Origin of the sequence: Duganella lactea, from assembly GCF_009857505.1 — a bacterium.
GTDB lineage: Bacteria > Pseudomonadota > Gammaproteobacteria > Burkholderiales > Burkholderiaceae_D > Rugamonas > Rugamonas lactea.
On the sequence record NZ_WWCP01000001.1, the window covers coordinates 384,620 to 402,241 of the forward strand.

The window sequence follows — 17,622 nt, forward strand, 5'->3', positions numbered from 1 at the left end:
ACGGACGGCAGGCGCCAGCCTGGCCGTCCGTTGTTTTTTGGCGCTGGGGGAAGGCGGGCGCTTACGCTACACTAAGCACCGTGCTTATCATTCTGGAATCGCCGTGTTTTTTGTTCTCCGCGTCGTTGCCCGCTGCTGTCTTGTCGTCGCCTGCCTGCTGGCGGCGCCGGCCATGGCGCTGGACACGGTCACGCTGCAGCTCCGCCACGCGCACCAGTTCCAGTTTGCCGGCTACTACGCGGCGCAGGAGCTGGGCTACTACCAGGACGCCGGGCTGGCGGTGCGCATCGTCGAGGGCGCGAACGGCAACGAGCCGGAGCGCGAGGTCATCGCCGGCAAGGCCGAGTACGGCACCGGCAGCAGCAGCCTGCTGCTGACGCGCATGGCCGGCAAGCCGGTGGTGGTGCTGGGCGTGATCTTCCAGCATTCGCCGTATGCGCTGGCGATGCGCCAGACCGGCGGCGATCCCGACATCCGCCGCCTGATCGGCCGGCGCGCCATGATCGGCTCGCTGACCGACGATCTCGGCAACGCCGATGAGCTGCTGGCCTACCTGAGCAAGGAAGGGGTGCCGGCCAGCAGCTTCCAGCGCGTCGAACACAGCTTCAAGCCGGAAGACCTGATCAACGACAAGGTGGCGGCGATGGCGGTCTACACCACCAACGAGCCGGACACCTTCGACCGGCTGGGCTTTCCCTACGATATCTACAGCCCGCGCGCGGTCGGCATCGACTTTTACGGCGACAACCTGTTCACCAGCGAGCAGGAAATCGCCAACCATCCGGCGCGGGTGCGGGCCTTCCGCGCCGCCAGCATGCGCGGCTGGCAATGGGCGATGAGCCATCAGGAGGAGATGGCCGATCTCATCCTCAGCAAGTATTCGCGCCGCGCCGACCGCCAGCACCTGCTGTACGAGGCGCGGCAGATGGTGCCGCTGGTGCAGCCGGTGCTGGTGGAGGTCGGTTACATGAATCCGGAGCGCTGGCGCCACATCGCCGACGTGTATGCCAGCCAGGGCCTGATGCCGAAGAACGCCCGCTTCGACGGCTTCCTGTACCAGCGCGATCGCGGCGGCCCCGGCCTGCCGTGGCTGAACCGCGCGCTGGTCGGCGCGGCGCTGTTGCTGGTGCTGGGGCTGGCGATCCACTTCAGCCGGCTGGCGCGCGAGCGCAAGCGGGCGCTGGACACCATCCGCACCGGCGAGCAGCGCTTCCGCACCATGTTCGAGGCCTCGCCGCTGGGTATCGCGCTGATCGATTCGGTCACCTATGAATACCGCGACATCAACGCGCGCTACCAGGAAATCCTCGGGCGCTCGCAGCACGAGCTGCGGGCGCTGCGCTGGCTGGCGGTCGGCCATCCGGACGATATCGTGCAGGTCAAGGCGCAGATGGCCTTGCTGACGACGCGGCGGATCAGCAGTTTCAAGTCGGTTAGCCGGCTGTTCCGGCCGGATGGCAGCCTGGCGTGGGTCGAGGTCTCGGTCAACGCCATCGAGGCGGTGGCCGGCGGTCCGGCGCTGCATTTGTGCATGATCGAGGATGTCACCGACAAGAAACACAGCGAACAGCTGATCTGGCGCCAGGCCAATTTCGACACGCTGACCCAGCTGCCGAACCGCCGCATGTTCCTCGACCGGCTGGCGCACGACATGCTCAAGAGCCAGCGTGATCGCACGCGCCTGGCCGTGCTGTTCATCGACCTCGACCACTTCAAGGAAGTCAACGACACGCTCGGCCACCAGCAGGGCGACGTGTTGCTGGTCGAGGCGGCGCGCCGCATCGGCGCCTGCGTGCGCAAGTCGGACACGGTGGCGCGGCTGGGCGGCGACGAGTTCACCGTCATCCTCACCGCGCTGGAGACCCCGGACCATGTGGAGCGCATCGCCCAGGCCATTCTGCAGCGCCTGCTGCAGCCGTTCTCGCTGGATCACGAGCAGGCCTTCGTCTCGGCCAGCATCGGCATCACGCTGTACCCGGACGACGCGCTGGACATCGACGACCTGCTCAAGCACGCCGACCAGGCGATGTACGCCGCCAAGGGCGCCGGCCGCAACCGCTACAGCTATTTCACGCCGACGCTGCAGGTGGCGGCGCTGAACCGCATGCGCCTGACCAACGACCTGCGCGGCGCGCTCAAGGCCCGGCAGTTCGAGCTGTATTTCCAGCCCATCGTCCACCTGGCCAGCGGCGCCATCCACAAGGCCGAGGCGCTGATCCGCTGGAACCATCCGCAGCGCGGCGTGGTCAGCCCGCTGGAGTTCATTCCGCTGGCCGAGGCGAGCGGGCTGATCATCGATATCGGCGACTGGGTGTTCCACGAGTCGGTGCGCTGGGCCCGGCTTTGGCGGCAGGAATGCCATCCGGATTTCCAGGTCAGCCTGAACCAGTCGCCGCTGGAGTTCCAGCGCGAGGGCGGCGCCTACCAGGGCTGGCTGCGGCATCTGGAGGCGCTGGCGCTGCCCGGCCAGGCGCTGGTGGTGGAGATCACCGAGGGCTTGCTGCTGGACGCCAGCAGCGCCGTCAGCACCCGCCTGCTGCAGCTGCGCGACGCCGGCATCCAGGTCGCGCTGGACGACTTCGGCACCGGTTATTCCTCGCTGTCCTACCTGAAGAAATTCGACATCGACTACCTGAAGATCGACCGCTCCTTCACCTGCAACCTGGCGCCGGAGTCCAGCGACATGGCCTTGTCCGAGGCCATCATCGTCATGGCCCACAAGCTCGACCTGCACGTCATCGCCGAAGGCGTGGAAACGCCGGAACAGCGCGACCTGCTGGCGGCGGCCGGCTGCGACTATGGCCAGGGTTATCTGTTCGCCAAGCCGATGCCGGCGGCAGCGTTCGACGCGCTGCTGCGCGATAATGCTATGCCGTTTGCTGAGTCGATAGTCAAAGTCAATTGAAACTATTGGAACAATCAATTTTGCAAATAGGGTAAAAACCCTTAAACTGGCGTCTCAATGATTCACAACCCAACGAGGAAACCACAATGTCCCTGATCAATACTCAAGTCAAGCCATTCAACGCCACCGCCTACGTCGACGGCAAATTCATCGACGTCAGTGACGAGTCGTTGAAAGGCAAGTGGTCCGTTCTGATGTTCTACCCAGCCGACTTCACCTTCGTGTGCCCAACCGAACTGGAAGATCTGGCCGATTTCCAACCTGAATTCGCCAAACTGGGCGTGGACGTCTACGGCGTGTCGACCGACACCCACTTCGCGCACAAAGCATGGCACGACACCTCGGACGCGATCAAGAAAGTGAACTACCCGCTGATCGGCGACCCAACCGGCAAACTGTCGCGCAATTTCGAAGTGATGATCGAAGAAGAAGGCCTGGCACTGCGCGGCACCTTCGTCATCAATCCAGAAGGCTTCATCAAAGTGATGGAAGTGCATGACAACGGCATCGGCCGCGACGCTTCGGAACTGCTGCGCAAAGTGAAAGCAGCTAAATACGTCGCCGAGCACCCAGGCCAGGTATGCCCAGCCAAATGGACCGAAGGCGCCGCGACCCTGACCCCATCGCTGGACCTGGTTGGCAAGATCTAAAGCTTGATCCAGGTTTGAACGCGCAAGCAGCAAACAAGTAGTTACCGCGATGCCGGACCGGGCGTCCGGCCCGGCATCCGCCTAAATATTTGTAAAGGAAACACCATCATGTTGGACGCAACCCTCAAAACCCAGTTGAAAGCCTACCTGGAAAAAGTGGTCCACCCACTGGAGCTGGTCGCCTCTCTCGATGACAGCGCCAAAGCCCGCGAGATGAAAGAACTGCTCCTCGAAATCGCCGAGTTGAGCGACAAGATCTCGCTGGTCGAGCGCACCGAGGCGGGCGTGCGGACCCCGTCGTTCAGCATCAACCGTGCCGGTTCCGGGATCGGCGTGCGTTTCGCCGCCATTCCGATGGGCCACGAATTCACCTCGCTGGTGCTGGCGCTGCTGCAAGTGGGCGGCCACACCATCAAGTTTGACGAAGCCGTGATTGAGCAAATCCGCAACCTGGATGGCGATTACGAATTCGAAACCTTCATGTCGCTGACCTGCCATAACTGCCCGGACGTGGTGCAGGCGCTCAACGCCATGTCGGTGATTAACCCGCGCATCAAGGTCACCACCATCGACGGCGGCCTGTTCGTCAAGGAAGTCGAAGAGCGCCAGATCCTGGCCGTGCCGATGATGTTCCTGAACGGCCAGCACTTCGGCCAGGGCCGCACGTCGGTGGAGGAAATCCTCGCCAAGCTCGACACCAACGCCGGCGTGCGCCAGGCGGCCGAGATCAGCAAGAAAGACGTGTTCGATGTGCTGGTGGTGGGCGGTGGCCCGGCCGGCGCGGCGGCGGCGATCTACGCGGCCCGCAAAGGCATCCGTACCGGTGTGTTGGCCGAGCGTTTCGGCGGCCAGGTGCTCGACACGCTGTCGATCGAGAACTTCATTTCGGTGAAAGAAACCGAAGGACCGAAGTTTGCGCTGGCGCTGGAGCAGCACGTCAAGGAATACGACGTCGACGTCATGAACACCCAGCGCGCCAGCAAGCTGGCGCAGGTGGGCAAAGTAGTGGAGATCCACACAGCCTCCGGCGCGCTGCTGAAAGCCAAGTCGGTGATCCTGGCGACCGGCGCCCGCTGGCGCGAGATCAACGTGCCGGGCGAGAAGGAATACCGCAACCACGGCGTGGCCTACTGCCCGCACTGCGACGGCCCGCTGTTCAAGGGCAAGCGCGTGGCGGTGATCGGTGGCGGCAACTCGGGCGTGGAAGCGGCGATCGACCTGGCCGGCCTGGTCAAGCATGTGACGCTGATCGAGTTCGGCGCGGAACTGCGCGCCGACGCGGTGCTGCAACGCAAGCTGCGCAGCCTGCCGAATGTCACCGTGATCGCCTCGGCGCAGACCACCGAGATCCACGGCGACGGCAAGATCGTCAACGGCCTGAGCTACACGGACCGCAACACCAGCGTGTCGCACAAGGTGGAACTGGAAGGGGTGTTCGTGCAGATCGGTCTGGTGCCGAACACCGAGTGGCTGAAAGGCACGCTCGCCTTGTCGCGTCATGGCGAGATTGAAGTCGATGCCCGTGGCCAGACCTCGCTGCCGGGCGTGTTCGCCGCCGGCGACGTCACCACGGTGCCGTACAAGCAGATCATCATCGCCACCGGCGAGGGGGCCAAAGCCGCGCTGTCGGCCTTCGATCACCTGATCCGTTCGGATGACGCGGAAGTGGTGGAAGAGTCGGCTGAAAAGCACGCGCTGACCGCGTAATCCAAACCGAACGCAAAACATAACGGGAGCCTCGGCTCCCGTTACTTTTGCGGCAATGGGCAATCGTTTGAGGCGGGTCTAGGCGCTCAAGTCGTAGCTGGCCTGGCGCGTGCGCAGAGCGATGGCGTTGCGGTGGCGCGCGCGCAGGCGCGGGTCGGTGATCAGCCGGCCCAGCGTTTCGCCGATCACCATCACCACGCCCAGCAAGGGCAGCACCAGCATCAGCCCCGCCACGCCCGCCACCGAGCCGCCGATGAAAATCATCAGCACGGTAATCAAAGGATGGATGTGCAGGCTGCGGCCCAGGGTCAACGGCATGAAGACGAAGTCATCCAGCAGGCGTGCGCAGATGAACACGCCGATCGCCAGATAAGCCACCGACGGATTCACCGGCGCGTCGGTCGAGGCCACCATCACCACCAGCATGCAGCCGACTATCGAGCCCACATACGGCACCCACGCCAGCACCGCCGCGATCAAGCCCAGCACCAGCGGCGACGACACGCCGATCATCCACAAGCCCAACGCCAGCACCGCCGTATCGAGGAGGGTCAGGCGGATCAAGCCCTGGAAGTAGCGATGCGCCGTCTGGTCCACCTCATGCAGCAAGCACAGCGTGCGCTCGAAGAAGGCGTTCGGCACGGCGCGCGCCAGAAATTTTTTGAAGCGCAAGCCATCGCGCAAAAAGAAGAACGTCAGGAACGGCGCCAGTAGCAGCGACGGCAGCCATGCCGCCATCGACACCAGAATATCGGTCAGGTGCGCCTGGATGAAATCGCCGGTGAACTCGCTCATGCGCTGGTTGACGGTGTCGGCCAGCTGCACCTGGTGCAGGATCGGGAACTGCGCCTCCAGTGACACCAGCGTGTGCCGCACAAATTCCAGCCCGCCCGCCAGATAGATGCCCAGCTTGTCTTGCCATGAGGTGGTCGGTGTCGCATTCCACAGGATCGCCGCCAGTATCGCCAGCGACAGCAGCAACCCAAACACCGCGCCCACCAGCATGATCGCCGCATTCTGGCTGAAGCCCATGCGCGTCAGCCGCTGCATCGGCGGTTGCAGGATGTAGTACAGCACGATGCCCAGCAGGAACGGCACCGTCAGGAACAGCGTCTGCTGCAGCAGGAACAGCAGCAGGCAGGTGGCGGCGATGATGCCGCTCCACACCACCGGCCCGCCGCGTTGTTGCGCCGGCAGCAGATTCATAGCGCCTCGACTTGCGGCTTGCCGGTCATCCAGTCGCGCAGGCGTTGCGCGACGTGGCGCGCCAGGGCCAGCGAGATCTTGTAGCCGATGACCGGATCGGTTTCCATCAGGCCCATGAAGTCGTCGCGGAAGAACACCGCCAGTTCGCAGTTCTCCAGCGCCCGCGTTTGCGCGTTGCGCGGTGAGTTGTCCAGCAGGGCCAGGTCGCCAAAGAAGGCGCCGGCCGCCAGCTCGGCCACCAGCTCGCGCCCGCCATCGTGCGCGCGGCTGATGATCACGCGGCCCGACATCACCAGGTACAAGGCCTGGCCTTCCTCGCCCTCGTCAAAGACGATCTCGTCGGCCAGATAGCGGCGCTCGTGCATCAGACCGTCGACGATCTTCAACTCCAGCGGGGTCAGCGACGCAAACAGCGCCGAGTCCTTCAAGCGCAGCAAGCGCGGGGATAGGGCAGGTGACTTGAACAGGCCGAACATGCAACCGCGCTCCTGAAAAATATAAATAATACGACAACACGGATTGTCGCACATCGCCAGCCGGGAAGTCACTTGCAAAGTCACACCCTTGAAATACGCAGTCATTAAGCTACCGCTCGCCTCTTCCACAACCACTCACGAGTAGCGAAAATGAAACGTAGCCAAATTGCCAGCGCGGTCACGCTGTTGTGCGCCTGCCAGGTAATCAGCAGTGCCCATGCCCAGAACACCACTGCCACCGCCGCCGTGAGCGCCGAGGCGCAACCGTCGGTAATCGTCACCGGTACCCGCGCCAGCAACCGTACCCAGTTCGACACGCTGGCGCCAGTCGATGTCTTCACCCGCGAGGAAATCGGCGCGGTGGAATCGTCCGATCTGAACGATGTGCTGGCGCAGCTGGTGCCATCCTACGTGGTGCAGCGCCTGCCGATGGCGGACGGCCAGGTATTCGTCCGCCCGGCCACCTTGCGCGGCCTGTCGCCGGACCAGACGCTGGTGCTGGTCAATGGCCGCCGCTTCCACCGCAGCGCGCTGCTGGGCGCGCGCGGCGCCCAGGCGCCCGATCTGGCGCAGATCCCGACCAGCGCCATCAAGCGCATCGAAGTGCTGCGTGACGGCGCCTCGGCGCAATATGGCTCGGATGCGATTGCCGGCGTCATCAACATCATTCTCGACGACAGCCTGGGCGGTGAAATCAGCGCCCAGCATGGCCAGTACAGCGAAGGTGACGGCAAGGCCAACGAACTGCGCGCCAGGTATGGCTTCATGCTGGGCGAGAACGCCCGCGTGACGCTGTTCGCGGAAGCGTCACAATCGGATCCGACTTCGCGCACGCGCCAGCGTCCGGACGCCATCGCCTTCCAGGCCGCGCATCCGCAACTGACGGTGCCGAACCCGGTGCAGCGCTGGGGCCAGCCGGAGCTGGAAAGCCAGCGTGCCGGTTTCAACGCCAACTGGGATCTGGGCGGCGACACGGTGGCTTACAGCTACGGCTTGTTCGCCCACAGCGACGGCACTTCGGACTTCAACTGGCGTAACCCGGACACCAGCACCTCGGTCTACAAGCTGAGCACGGTGTTCCCCGGCTGGGACGTGCGCAGCATCTTCCCGCTCGGCTTCAGTCCGCAGTACACCAATAAGCAGAACGATCTGCAACTGCTGGCCGGCCTGCGCGGCCAGTTCAATGATGCGTTCGGCTGGGACGTCAGCGCCTCGTATGGCCGCAACGCCATCGACTATGGCCTGCATAATTCGATCAACGCTTCGCTGGGGCCGAACAGCCCGACCTCGTTCAAGCTTGGCCGCCTGACGCAGGAAGAAAAACTGGTCAACGCCAACTTCACCTACGAGTGGAAAGTGGCCGGACTGTCACAGCCGGTCAACGTCGCCTTCGGCGCCGAGTACCGCAACGAGAGCTATGCTGTGAAGGCAGGCGATCCGGCATCGTATGCGGTGGGGCCGGGCGCTTCGGTCGGGCTGGACGCCAACGCCAACGGCGCGCCCGGCTTTAGCGCCATTCAGGCCGGCAAGTGGGATCAGGACAGCTACGCGGCCTATGCCGACATTGAAGTCCCGCTGAGCAAGCAGGTGTCGATCGGCGCGGCGGTGCGCTATGAGGACTTCGCCGAATTCGGCAACACCGTCAACGGCAAGCTGTCTGGCCGCTTCGAGGTGACGCCGGACTTCGCACTGCGTGGTTCGTACTCGACCGGCTTCCGCGCGCCGACCCCGGGCCAGCTCAACACCAACAGCACCAGCCAGGGCCTGGATACCAAGACGCTGCTGGTGTTTACCACCGGCCGTCTGGCCAACAAGGACCCGCTGGCGGTGGCGCTCGGCGCCCAGCCGCTGCAGCCGGAAAAGTCGAAGAACCTGTCGCTGGGCCTGACCTGGAAGAGTCGCATGGGCCTGTCCGGTTCGGTGGATGCGTATCGCATCCGGCTGAGCGACCGTTTCAGCACCTCGGCCTCGTTCGCGGTCCCGGCTGGCATGCCTAACCCGCTGCGCTACACCTCGGTCAGCTACTTCACCAATGACTTCGACACCACCACCAAGGGCGTCGACGTGGTGGGCAATTATCTGAGCCGCCTGGGCGCCGGCAAGCTGAATCTGACGGCGGCGTATAACCACAACGCAACCAAGATCGATGGCGGCAAGTCCAGCATTGTCACCAACGAGAGCCAGCGGGTGGTGTTTGAAGAACGGCTGCCGCGCCAGAAGGCAACGTTCAGCGCCGCTTACGACCAGGGCGTGTGGAATGTGCTGGCGCGCTTACGCTACTACGGCGCCTGGACCGATAGCTCCGGCAATGCCACCGGCGACATCTTCCAGCGTTTCGGCGCGATGCGTTTCCTCGACCTGGCCGCCAGCGTCAAGCTGGGTGAGAAGCAGTCGCTGCGCTTTGGCATCGACAATGTGCTCAACAAGTATCCGGACGAGGCGCTATTCCAGGCCAGCCGTGGCTTGATTTACTCGCGCAACGCACCGTACGATACCGATGGCCGCAACCTGTACCTCGAATACACGGTGAAGTTTTGAGTACTGCCGATCAACAACGCCGCGCGTGGCTGAAAGCCGGCGCGCTGCTGCCGCTGGCGCCAGCCACTGCGCTGGCGTCGCCGGCATCGGCGATGCCGGCGCGCCCGGCCGGCACGCCGCAGCAGGTGGCGGCGGATCAAGCGTATTGGCGCAAAGTCGCGGCGCAGTACGACATCACCAACGAAGTCACCATGCTGGACAACGCTTTCTGGGGCGCGATGTCGCGCCCGGTGCTGGCGGCCTATCAACAGCATGTGGCGCAGGTGAATCGTGGTAACGCCTTCTATGGGCGCACGCAGTTTCCGCCGGCGTTCGGCGCGGTGCGGCGGCGCGCTGCCGAGGCGCTGGGCGTGTCGCCCGACGAGATCGTGTTCACGCGTGGCGCAACCGAGGCGCTGCAAATCCTGATCAGCGGCTACAACCAGCTGCGGCCGGGCGATGTGGTGCTGTGCGCCGACATCGATTACGACAATATGCGGACCGTCATGCACTGGCTGACGCAGCGGCGCGGTGTGGAGGTGGTGTCGATTGCGTTGCCGGAGCCGTTCACCTATCAGACGGTGATTGATACGTATGCGCAGGCCATGGCGCGCCATCCGAAGCTGAAGATGATGCTGCTGACGCACGTCAACCACCGCAACGGCATGGTGCTGCCGGTGGCGGAGATCAGCCGCATGGCGCGCGAGCGTGGCATCGACACCATTGTCGATACCGCGCATGGCTTCGGCCAGCTGGAGATGCGCATCCCCGATCTGCGGGCGGATTTTGTCGGCATCAACCTGCACAAGTGGATCGGCGCACCGATCGGCGTGGGCGCGGTCTACATTCGTCGCGGCCGGGTGCGGGATATCGATCCGTATCTGGGCGAGCAGGAGGGCGACGAGATCCGCACGCGCGTGCATACCGGCACCATCAACTTTGCCGCGTATCTGGCCTTGCCGCTGGCACTCGACCTGCATGAACAGGTAGGCGTCGCGTATAAACAGGCGCGGCTGGCGCGTTTGCGTCACCGTTGGCTGGATGCGGTGCGCGATGTGCCGGGACTTCAGTTGCTGGCGTCGGACGATCCGCGCCTGAGTAGCGCGATTGCTTCGTTCCGTTTGCGCGGCCGCACGTCGATGGCGGATAACGTGGCACTGGCGCGCCGCTTGGTGACCGAGCACGGCATCTTTACCGTGGAGCGTGACGGCCTGGCGGCTGGCGCTTGCGTGCGCGCGACGCCGTCGGTCTTCACCTCGGAGGCGGAGGTGGACCGATTGAGCGCGGCGCTGCGCAAGATTGCGGCTTAAAGCTGCACGGTTTGCGTCAGCGGCAGTTGCGGGTCGACGTGGCTGGTCAGCAGGATAGTCTGGCGCGCCAAACGCTCCGGCATGGAGAGCTGCTGGCGCAGGTAGGCTAGCGCATCGACATCGAGTCCGTTGAAGGGTTCGTCTATCAGCAGCAGGCGCACCGGCAGTGACAGGGCCAGTGCCAGTTGCATCTTCTTGTGCTGGCCCAGCGAGAGTGTGGTGATTGGCTGGTCCAGTGTCGGCAGCAGGTGGAAGGCTTGCAGCTGTGCGTTCAGCAGCGCGATATCGGTGCCGGCATAGAGGCCGACGTGCATGTCGAGAATTTCCTGCACCGTTAGCCACGGCAGTTGCGGCGTGTCGCCGCCGCAGTAATAGCAGTGCAGACGGTAGGCCAGCGGTTGGGCCTGAAGTTCGATGTCGTCCAGCCAGATCCGGCCGCCGTGCGGCGTCAGTGCGCCGCCGGCCAGTTTCAGCAGCGTGGTCTTGCCGGCGCCGTTTTCGCCGCGCAGCCAAGTGATGCCGGCGCTTAGTGTCAGGCCGAATTGCTGGAACAGCGGATGGCTGGCGTATTCAAAGGTCAGCTGTTCGATGCTTAATTCCATAGTTCGCTTCCAATGGCAGTCAGGATAATGATGGCGCCGATGACCAGGCCCACTCGGCCGCGCGTGCTCAGACGGCGCAGCGCCACCACGGCGATTTGCGCGAGCGCGGCGAAGCACAGCCAGACGATGGCGACGGTGTGGCTATAGCCGTTGGCATTGCGGCCCAGCGTCAGCGCGGCAAACCAGGCCAGCACGCAGCTGGCAGGCAACAGCGTGAACAGCATGGCCAGTCGGTACAGACGCTCCACGTTCAGTGGCCAGCCGGCGGTGACCGGGCGCAGTAGCGTGATTTGTTCGGCCACGGCTTTGTCGCCGCGATCGGTCAGCAGCATGGTGGTCAGCGCGCCGCAGGCGCCCCACAGCGCGGGCGGGACGATGGGCGGATGCCACAGCCACACGCCGATGCTGGCGAAGGCGCCGGCCAGCAGCAAGGTTTGCTGAATGCCGACCACGTTTTCAGCACGCCAGAAGGGCAGCCAGAATAGCTGCTTCCAGAAATACGGCAGGTGCGTGCCGGTGCCCGCTACAGTTGTCGGCCGCGATGCGCTGGCGGGCGGCGCGGGATGCGGCGGATCGACATAGGCGACGGTGCGCGATGGGGTATAGGCGGCTGGCGCTGGCCGGCGCCGGCGTGGCGGGCTGGCGTTGGGGAGGCGGGCGCGGTGGGCCAGCGCCAGCGTGGACAGCAGCCAGGCCAGCAGCAACGAGGCCAGCGTCAGCAACAGCGCTTGCGGCACGACGGGACTCAGCCAGTCCGGCCACTGAGACAGCCAGATGGCGCAGGAGACCAGGTACGCGATGCTCAAAGGACCGACGATCATGCCGGCCACCGCCGCATCGGCCAGCCAGCGCACGCGGGCCGGCACAGGCAAGGGCCTGCTCCACAACAGTACGGCTGCCGGAAGCAGGCGCTTGCGCAGCAGCCATACCGGCGCGCTGGCCAGCAAGACCTGGCCTGCCAACCATCCCAGCGCTTGCGGCCACGGCTGCGTGGCGGCAAACAAGCCCGGCAAGGCGACGCAGGCGAACAGGCCGAAGATCACCGGCGCAAAGCCCAGCAGAATATATTCGAGCGAACTACGCAGACTGACCGCAAACTGTAGCAGCGCATGGCGGGCCAGCCGGAGACGAAAGCGGAGGTAGGAGGTGTTCATTGCCAACCAGCATACATCGGAATACTGAGGCGGAAATGAAAAAAGCCCGATGCGAACATCGGGCCTTCTTCTGAATATTGGCGGAGTGGACGGGGCTCGAACCCGCGACCCCCGGCGTGACAGGCCGGTATTCTAACCAACTGAACTACCACTCCATTCGTTCTGCACAAGTTTTGCTGGTGGGTGCTGAGAGGCTCGAACTCCCGACCTACGCCTTGTAAGGGCGCCGCTCTACCAACTGAGCTAAGCACCCAGAAAACTTATCAGCGTTGCGTCACTTAACTGCTACAACTGCTGAACGAGGCCGTATTCTATAGGAGCCTGATTCAGTTCCGCAAGAGGTTTTGAAAATTATTTAGCAAATTGTTTGCGCGCCGCCTGGCGCGCGGCGCGGCAACTTGCGTGCGCACGGCTTTCGGTGGATACTGTGTTTATTTACAGTGTTCCGCATCATGGCTGAATCCGGTCGCCGCATTGCCCACATCGACATGGACGCGTTTTTCGCGTCGGTCGAGCTGTTGCGTTACCCGCAGCTGCGGGGTCAGCCGGTGGTGATCGGCGGCCGCGGCGACGCGCCCGCGCAGCGCGCCGACGGCTCTTACGCGTTCCGCCGGCTGCGCGAGTATGTCGGGCGCGGCGTGATCACTACCGCCACCTACGAGGCGCGCGCCTTCGGCGTCGGTTCGGCGATGGGCATGATGAAGGCGGCCAAACTGGCGCCGGACGCGATTTTGTTGCCTGCCAATTTCGACGCCTACCGCCATTACTCGCGGCTGTTCAAGGAAGCGGTGGCCAGCATCGCGCCGGCAATCGAAGACCGTGGCATCGATGAAATCTTCGTCGACCTGACCCGGGTCGAAGGCGAAACGCACGAGCTGGGCCTGCGCATCAAGCAGGCGGTGCGGGATGCCACCGGGCTGACCTGCTCGATCGGCGTCACGCCCAACAAGCTGCTGTCGAAAATCTGCTCCGACCTGGACAAGCCGAACGGCTTGACAGTGCTGGGCCTGGACGATATTCCGGCGCGTATCTGGCCGCTGAGTGTGCGCAAGGTCAACGGCATCGGCCCCAAGGCCACCGCCAAGCTGGCCGCGCTGGGTATCGAGACGGTCGGCCAGTTGGCGCAGGCCGATCAAGGGTTGCTGCAGGATTATTTCGGCGCGCATTACGCGGCGTGGCTGGCGCGGGTGGCGCAGGGCATCGACGAGCGCGAGATTTCCACCAGCCGCGAGAGCAAGTCGATGTCGCGCGAAACCACGTTTGAACGCGACCTGCACGCGCGCCAGGACCGCGAGACGCTGTCGGCCATTCTGGTGACCTTGTGCGCGCGGCTGGCGGAGGATCTGGAGCGCAAGGGCTACGTCAGCCGCACCATCAGCATCAAGCTGCGCTATGACGATTTCCAGATCGTCAGCCGCAACGTCACCCTGCCGCAACCGGTGGCGGACGCGGCGGCGATCCTGCAGGCGGCGCGCGAGTGTCTGAAGCGGGTGCCCTTGCAACGCAAGCTGCGCCTGCTCGGCGTGCGCGCCAGCACGCTGGAGCCGCCCGGCGCCATGGCGCGCGCGTCCCAGCCGGTGCAGGGCGACTTGTTCGCCTGAGCCCGCGCGCTGCGCCAGCGTGTAAAATGGCGCTCTTTTTGTCTAACTCCGAAACAAGGCCTGTCAACTTTATGTGGTTCAAGAATCTACAGATTTACCGTCTGCCGGCCCCTTGGGCCTACACCCCCGAACAACTGGAAGAAGCGCTGAGCTCGAACGCCTTCACGCCGGCCAGCAGCAATGAGTTGCTGCGCCAGGGCTGGGACAAGCCGCGCCCCAACGGCGGCCTGGTGCACGTGGTCAACAAGCAGATGCTGATCCTGCTGGGCACCGAGAAAAAACTGCTGCCGAATTCGGTCATCAACCAGGTCGCCAAGGCGCGCGCCGCCGAGATGGAAGAAGCCCAGGGCTTCGCTCCGGGCAAGAAGGCCATGAAAGAACTGAAGGAACGCGTGGCCGACGAACTGCTGCCGCGCGCCTTCTCGATTCGCGGCAATGTGTGGACCTGGATCGATCCGGTCAACGGCTGGCTGGTGGTTGACGCCGCGTCGCCGGCCAAGGCCGACGAAGTGATCAAGCTGCTGCTGAAAGCGGTGGACCGCATGCCGCTGGAAAGCCTGCGCGTGCAGCGCTCGCCGGTGGGCGTGATGACCGAGTGGCTGCAGACCGACGAGGCGCCGGCCGGCTTCACCGTTGATATGGACACCGAACTGCGCGCCACCGGCGAGAGCAAGGCGGCGGTACGTTACGTCAAGCACTCGCTGGACCCGGAAGAAGTGCGCCGCCACATCGCCGCCGGCAAGCAGTGCACCCGTCTGGCCATGACCTGGGACAGCAAAATCTCGTTCGTGCTGACCGAGTCGCTGGCGATCAAGGGCGTCAAGCCGCTGGACGTGCTGAGCGAAAAAGACGCCGGCGTGCGCAACGACGACGAACGCTTCGACGGCGACTTCATGCTGATGACCGGCGAGCTGTCCAAGCTGATGGCCGACGTGGTCGAAGCGCTGGGCGGCGAAGCCAAAGCCTAAGCCCGGCACGCGCATTTCCTGTTCCCCCGGCTAGCCGCGTGTGCGGCGGCCGGGTTCGTCCGCCGATCCACTTCAGCGTTCGATAAAAAGGAAAACAATGAGCTTACCCGCCAACTTGACGACCGCGCAGTTCGCGGCAGGCGGCACCCGCCTGATCGTCAGTCTCACCACGGCCGACCTGGCCGCCCTCTCCACCGACCACCTGGTCGCCCTGACCACCGCCCAGGCGCGCGCGCTGAGCCCCAAGCAGTTGCTGGCGCTATCCGCCGCCGGCGTCGCCGCGTTGGAGGACGCCGATGTCGCCGCCCTCAGCGGCTACGCGCTGACCGTCGCCAGCCAGGCGAGCGACTTCATGGCCGCGCTCACCGCCAGCCAGGTCGGCGCGCTGCTGACGACGCAGGTGCAGGTGCTCAAGCCGCAAGGCCTCGCCGCGCTGCGGCCCGAGGTGCTGGCCGCCATGCGGCCCGAAGGCGTGAAGACGCTGCGCGAGGCGCAATTGCGCGCGCTGAGCGCCGACCAGGTGCGGGCGCTGACCACCGACCAGATCGCCGCGCTGGCGGTGCTCCAGCTGCGCTACCTGCCGACCGCCCGCGTGGACGGCCACGATATGTTCCGTAGCGACCAGATCGCCGCCTTCAGCACGGCGCAGATCGGCGCGCTGGGCACGGCGCTGCTGAGCCAGTTCAGCGCCAGCGAACTGGCCGCCATCGAGACCCAGGATATCGCCGCGCTGAGCGCGCGCCAGCTGGGCGTGCTGAACGTTCAGCAGGTGCTGGCGCTGCGCACCGACCAGCTGGCGGCACTGCGCAGCCTGCAGATCGGCGCGCTGGGTGACGCCACGATGCAGGCGTTCGACGCCGGCCGGTTGCTGGCGCTGAGCACCGCCGCGCTGGGCGGGCTGGGCAGCCGTCAAGTGAACCAGTTGTCGGCCGACGCCTTTGCCGCGCTGGGCACGGCGCAACTGGCCGCGCTGGGCGTGGCCGCCATCAAGGGGCTGGACCTGCGCCTGCTGGCGCTGCTTGACGGCGAGCGCATCGCCGCCCTGACGCCGCGCCAGATCAACGCGCTGAGTTCGTCCAGCCTGAGCGCGCTTAGCAGCGACCAGTTCGTCGCGCTGAGCACCACGCAATTGGCCGCGCTGAGCGCCAGCCAACTGGGTGGCCTGAGCAGCGCCAACCTGGCCGCCCTGCAGCCACAATCGCTGAGCGCATTGCCGGCCACCATCCTCGGCGCGCTGACGTCGGCGCAGTTCGCCGCGCTGGGCGGCGCCGCGCACGACATCAGCTACCTCAGCGTCGCCCATATCAGCCAGTTGCGCACGGCGGCGCTGTCCGGTATGAGCGCCGGGCAGGCCGTGGCGTTGACCACCGCCCAGGCCGCGCGCCTCAGTGCGGCCCAGGTCGGCGCGCTGTCCACCAACGTCATCGCCGCGCTGGAAGCGCAGGATTTCGCCGCCTTGAGCGGTGGCGCCATTTCCGGGCTGACCGCCGGCCAGTTCGCCGTGCTGCGCAGCGACCAGATTTTGGGTCTGAGCACCGCGCAGGCCAGCGGCCTGGGCAGCCATCACATCGGCGCCCTGGGCACCGCCTTGCTGGCGCGGATGCAGCCGGAGGAAATCGCCGCGTTGAGACCGGCGGCCATGGCCGGCCTGCGTACCGATCAGATGGCGGCGCTCTCCAGCGATCAACTGCGCGCACTGACGGCGGCGCAAGCGGCCAGCCTGAGCAGCACACAATTCCGCGCCCTGGGCGACGCCGCCATCGCCCGCCTGGAAACGGCCGACGTGGCGGCGCTGAACAGCAGCGTGATCGCCACGCTGTCGACCGACGCCGTGGCCGCGCTGGGCACGGCACAAGTGGCCGCGTTGACCGCCCGCCAGATCAGCGCGATGAGCGCCGGCGCGTTTGACGCGCTGCGCGACGAACAGTTCGCCGCGCTCGGCTCACAGCAACTGGCCGGCCTCAGCTCGCGTCAGTACCAGGCGCTATCGACGCGCGACATGGTCGCGCTGAATGCCGCCCAGTTCGGTGGCTTGTCGACGCAAGTCATCGCCAGCCTGAGCACCGCCCAGGCCGTGATGCTGACGACAGAACAAATGGTGGCGCTGAGCGCCGCCCAAGTGGCCGCGCTCAGCAAGACAAGCGTCGCCGTGCTGGAGACGGAAGATCTGGCGGCGATGGAAACGGCGGACCTGCGCGCGCTGAGCAGCGCGCAACTGAACGTCCTGTCGACCACGCAGATCAGCGCCTTCAGCACCACCCAGGCGAACGTCTTCACCACCGCACAGATGGCAGGCCTCGGCAGCGCCCAACTGGCCGCGTTGACCGCCGCCAAAACCGCCACCGCCACGGCAGCCAGCGCGCTGAGCATGCGCGTACAGGACCTGGCGCAAGCACTGTCCGCCTACCAGGCCGACGTCGCCGCGCCCGGGCTGGACGGGCTGCGCGGATCAGCCGTCAGCCATGTCGAGCTGAACCTCTACGCACCGGAGATCCCACCGCCGCTGGCCACCCCGCGACGTTAAAA

At 65.2% G+C, this 17,622-nt stretch carries 12 protein-coding genes and 2 tRNA genes; 8 read left to right on the forward strand and 6 right to left on the reverse strand.

Annotation, left to right across the window (positions count from 1 at the left end; translation table 11 throughout):
- Nucleotides 1–103: 103 nt before the first annotated feature.
- From GTP44_RS01885 to ahpF, 3 genes are all read left to right on the forward strand, one after another.
- Nucleotides 104–2,905: an EAL domain-containing protein gene (locus tag GTP44_RS01885; RefSeq protein ID WP_371867123.1), complete on the forward strand. Its 2,802-nt coding sequence runs from the start codon at nucleotides 104–106 to the stop codon at nucleotides 2,903–2,905.
- Nucleotides 2,906–2,991: 86 nt separating this feature from the next.
- Complete coding sequence (gene ahpC / locus GTP44_RS01890) at nucleotides 2,992–3,555, forward strand: alkyl hydroperoxide reductase subunit C (RefSeq protein ID WP_160988274.1); 564 nt, start codon at nucleotides 2,992–2,994, stop codon at nucleotides 3,553–3,555.
- 108 nt (nucleotides 3,556–3,663) lie between these two features.
- On the forward strand, nucleotides 3,664–5,262 hold the full coding sequence (gene ahpF / locus GTP44_RS01895) for an alkyl hydroperoxide reductase subunit F (protein WP_161018069.1): 1,599 nt from the start codon (nucleotides 3,664–3,666) through the stop codon (nucleotides 5,260–5,262).
- Nucleotides 5,263–5,340: 78 nt separating this feature from the next.
- On the opposite strand, the gene GTP44_RS01900 is transcribed toward ahpF, so the two are convergent.
- Both GTP44_RS01900 and GTP44_RS01905 read right to left on the reverse strand, forming a co-directional pair.
- Nucleotides 5,341–6,468, reverse strand: a complete 1,128-nt coding sequence (locus tag GTP44_RS01900; protein ID WP_161018070.1) for an AI-2E family transporter — start codon at nucleotides 6,466–6,468, stop codon at nucleotides 5,341–5,343.
- Entirely contained in the window at nucleotides 6,465–6,944 is a 480-nt protein-coding gene (locus tag GTP44_RS01905; protein ID WP_160988271.1) for a cyclic nucleotide-binding domain-containing protein, read from the reverse strand. Before GTP44_RS01905 ends, GTP44_RS01900 begins: the two co-directional genes overlap by 4 nt.
- Before the next feature lie 150 nt (nucleotides 6,945–7,094).
- On the opposite strand from GTP44_RS01905, the gene GTP44_RS01910 reads away from it, so the two are divergent.
- Complete coding sequence (locus GTP44_RS01910) at nucleotides 7,095–9,482, forward strand: TonB-dependent receptor plug domain-containing protein (RefSeq protein WP_161018071.1); 2,388 nt, start codon at nucleotides 7,095–7,097, stop codon at nucleotides 9,480–9,482.
- The gene (locus GTP44_RS01915; protein WP_202423939.1) at nucleotides 9,479–10,771 is read left to right on the forward strand and encodes an aminotransferase class V-fold PLP-dependent enzyme; all 1,293 of its coding nucleotides are present in this window, start codon (nucleotides 9,479–9,481) and stop codon (nucleotides 10,769–10,771) included. Before GTP44_RS01910 ends, GTP44_RS01915 begins: the two co-directional genes overlap by 4 nt.
- On the opposite strand, the gene GTP44_RS01920 is transcribed toward GTP44_RS01915, so the two are convergent.
- From GTP44_RS01920 to GTP44_RS01935, 4 genes are all read right to left on the reverse strand, one after another.
- Entirely contained in the window at nucleotides 10,768–11,373 is a 606-nt protein-coding gene (locus GTP44_RS01920; protein ID WP_161018072.1) for an ABC transporter ATP-binding protein, read from the reverse strand. The two genes, GTP44_RS01915 and GTP44_RS01920, sit on opposite strands and share 4 nt — an antisense overlap.
- Nucleotides 11,364–12,527, reverse strand: coding sequence for a hypothetical protein (locus GTP44_RS01925; RefSeq protein WP_161018073.1), 1,164 nt, complete (start codon nucleotides 12,525–12,527; stop codon nucleotides 11,364–11,366). Before GTP44_RS01925 ends, GTP44_RS01920 begins: the two co-directional genes overlap by 10 nt.
- Nucleotides 12,528–12,605: 78 nt before the next feature.
- Nucleotides 12,606–12,682: transfer RNA gene (locus tag GTP44_RS01930), tRNA-Asp, on the reverse strand.
- 22 nt (nucleotides 12,683–12,704) lie between these two features.
- Nucleotides 12,705–12,780, reverse strand: a tRNA-Val gene (locus GTP44_RS01935).
- A 199-nt stretch (nucleotides 12,781–12,979) separates the two neighbouring features.
- Here GTP44_RS01935 and dinB point away from each other — a divergent pair.
- The 3 genes from dinB (at nucleotide 12,980) to GTP44_RS01950 (ending at nucleotide 17,620) form a co-directional block, all read left to right on the forward strand.
- Nucleotides 12,980–14,128: a DNA polymerase IV gene (gene dinB / locus GTP44_RS01940; protein ID WP_161018074.1), complete on the forward strand. Its 1,149-nt coding sequence runs from the start codon at nucleotides 12,980–12,982 to the stop codon at nucleotides 14,126–14,128.
- Nucleotides 14,129–14,199: 71 nt separating this feature from the next.
- Nucleotides 14,200–15,096 (forward strand): recombination-associated protein RdgC, encoded by an 897-nt coding sequence (locus GTP44_RS01945; RefSeq protein WP_160988264.1) that lies wholly within the window; start codon nucleotides 14,200–14,202, stop codon nucleotides 15,094–15,096.
- A gap of 97 nt (nucleotides 15,097–15,193) precedes the next feature.
- Nucleotides 15,194–17,620: a hypothetical protein gene (locus GTP44_RS01950; protein WP_161018075.1), complete on the forward strand. Its 2,427-nt coding sequence runs from the start codon at nucleotides 15,194–15,196 to the stop codon at nucleotides 17,618–17,620.
- Nucleotides 17,621–17,622: the final 2 nt, after the last annotated feature.

Excerpts from the sequence above, each read along its gene's own strand:
- ahpC (WP_160988274.1), top strand. The coding sequence starts at position 2,992 with ATGTCCCTGATCAATACTCAAGTCAAGCCATTCAACGCCACCGCCTAC.
- ahpF (WP_161018069.1), top strand. The coding sequence starts at position 3,664 with ATGTTGGACGCAACCCTCAAAACCCAGTTGAAAGCCTACCTGGAAAAA.
- GTP44_RS01900 (WP_161018070.1), bottom strand. The coding sequence starts at position 6,468 with ATGAATCTGCTGCCGGCGCAACAACGCGGCGGGCCGGTGGTGTGGAGC.
- GTP44_RS01905 (WP_160988271.1), bottom strand. The coding sequence starts at position 6,944 with ATGTTCGGCCTGTTCAAGTCACCTGCCCTATCCCCGCGCTTGCTGCGC.
- GTP44_RS01910 (WP_161018071.1), top strand. The coding sequence starts at position 7,095 with ATGAAACGTAGCCAAATTGCCAGCGCGGTCACGCTGTTGTGCGCCTGC.
- GTP44_RS01920 (WP_161018072.1), bottom strand. The coding sequence starts at position 11,373 with ATGGAATTAAGCATCGAACAGCTGACCTTTGAATACGCCAGCCATCCG.
- GTP44_RS01925 (WP_161018073.1), bottom strand. The coding sequence starts at position 12,527 with ATGAACACCTCCTACCTCCGCTTTCGTCTCCGGCTGGCCCGCCATGCG.
- dinB (WP_161018074.1), top strand. The coding sequence starts at position 12,980 with ATGGCTGAATCCGGTCGCCGCATTGCCCACATCGACATGGACGCGTTT.
- GTP44_RS01945 (WP_160988264.1), top strand. The coding sequence starts at position 14,200 with ATGTGGTTCAAGAATCTACAGATTTACCGTCTGCCGGCCCCTTGGGCC.
- GTP44_RS01950 (WP_161018075.1), top strand. The coding sequence starts at position 15,194 with ATGAGCTTACCCGCCAACTTGACGACCGCGCAGTTCGCGGCAGGCGGC.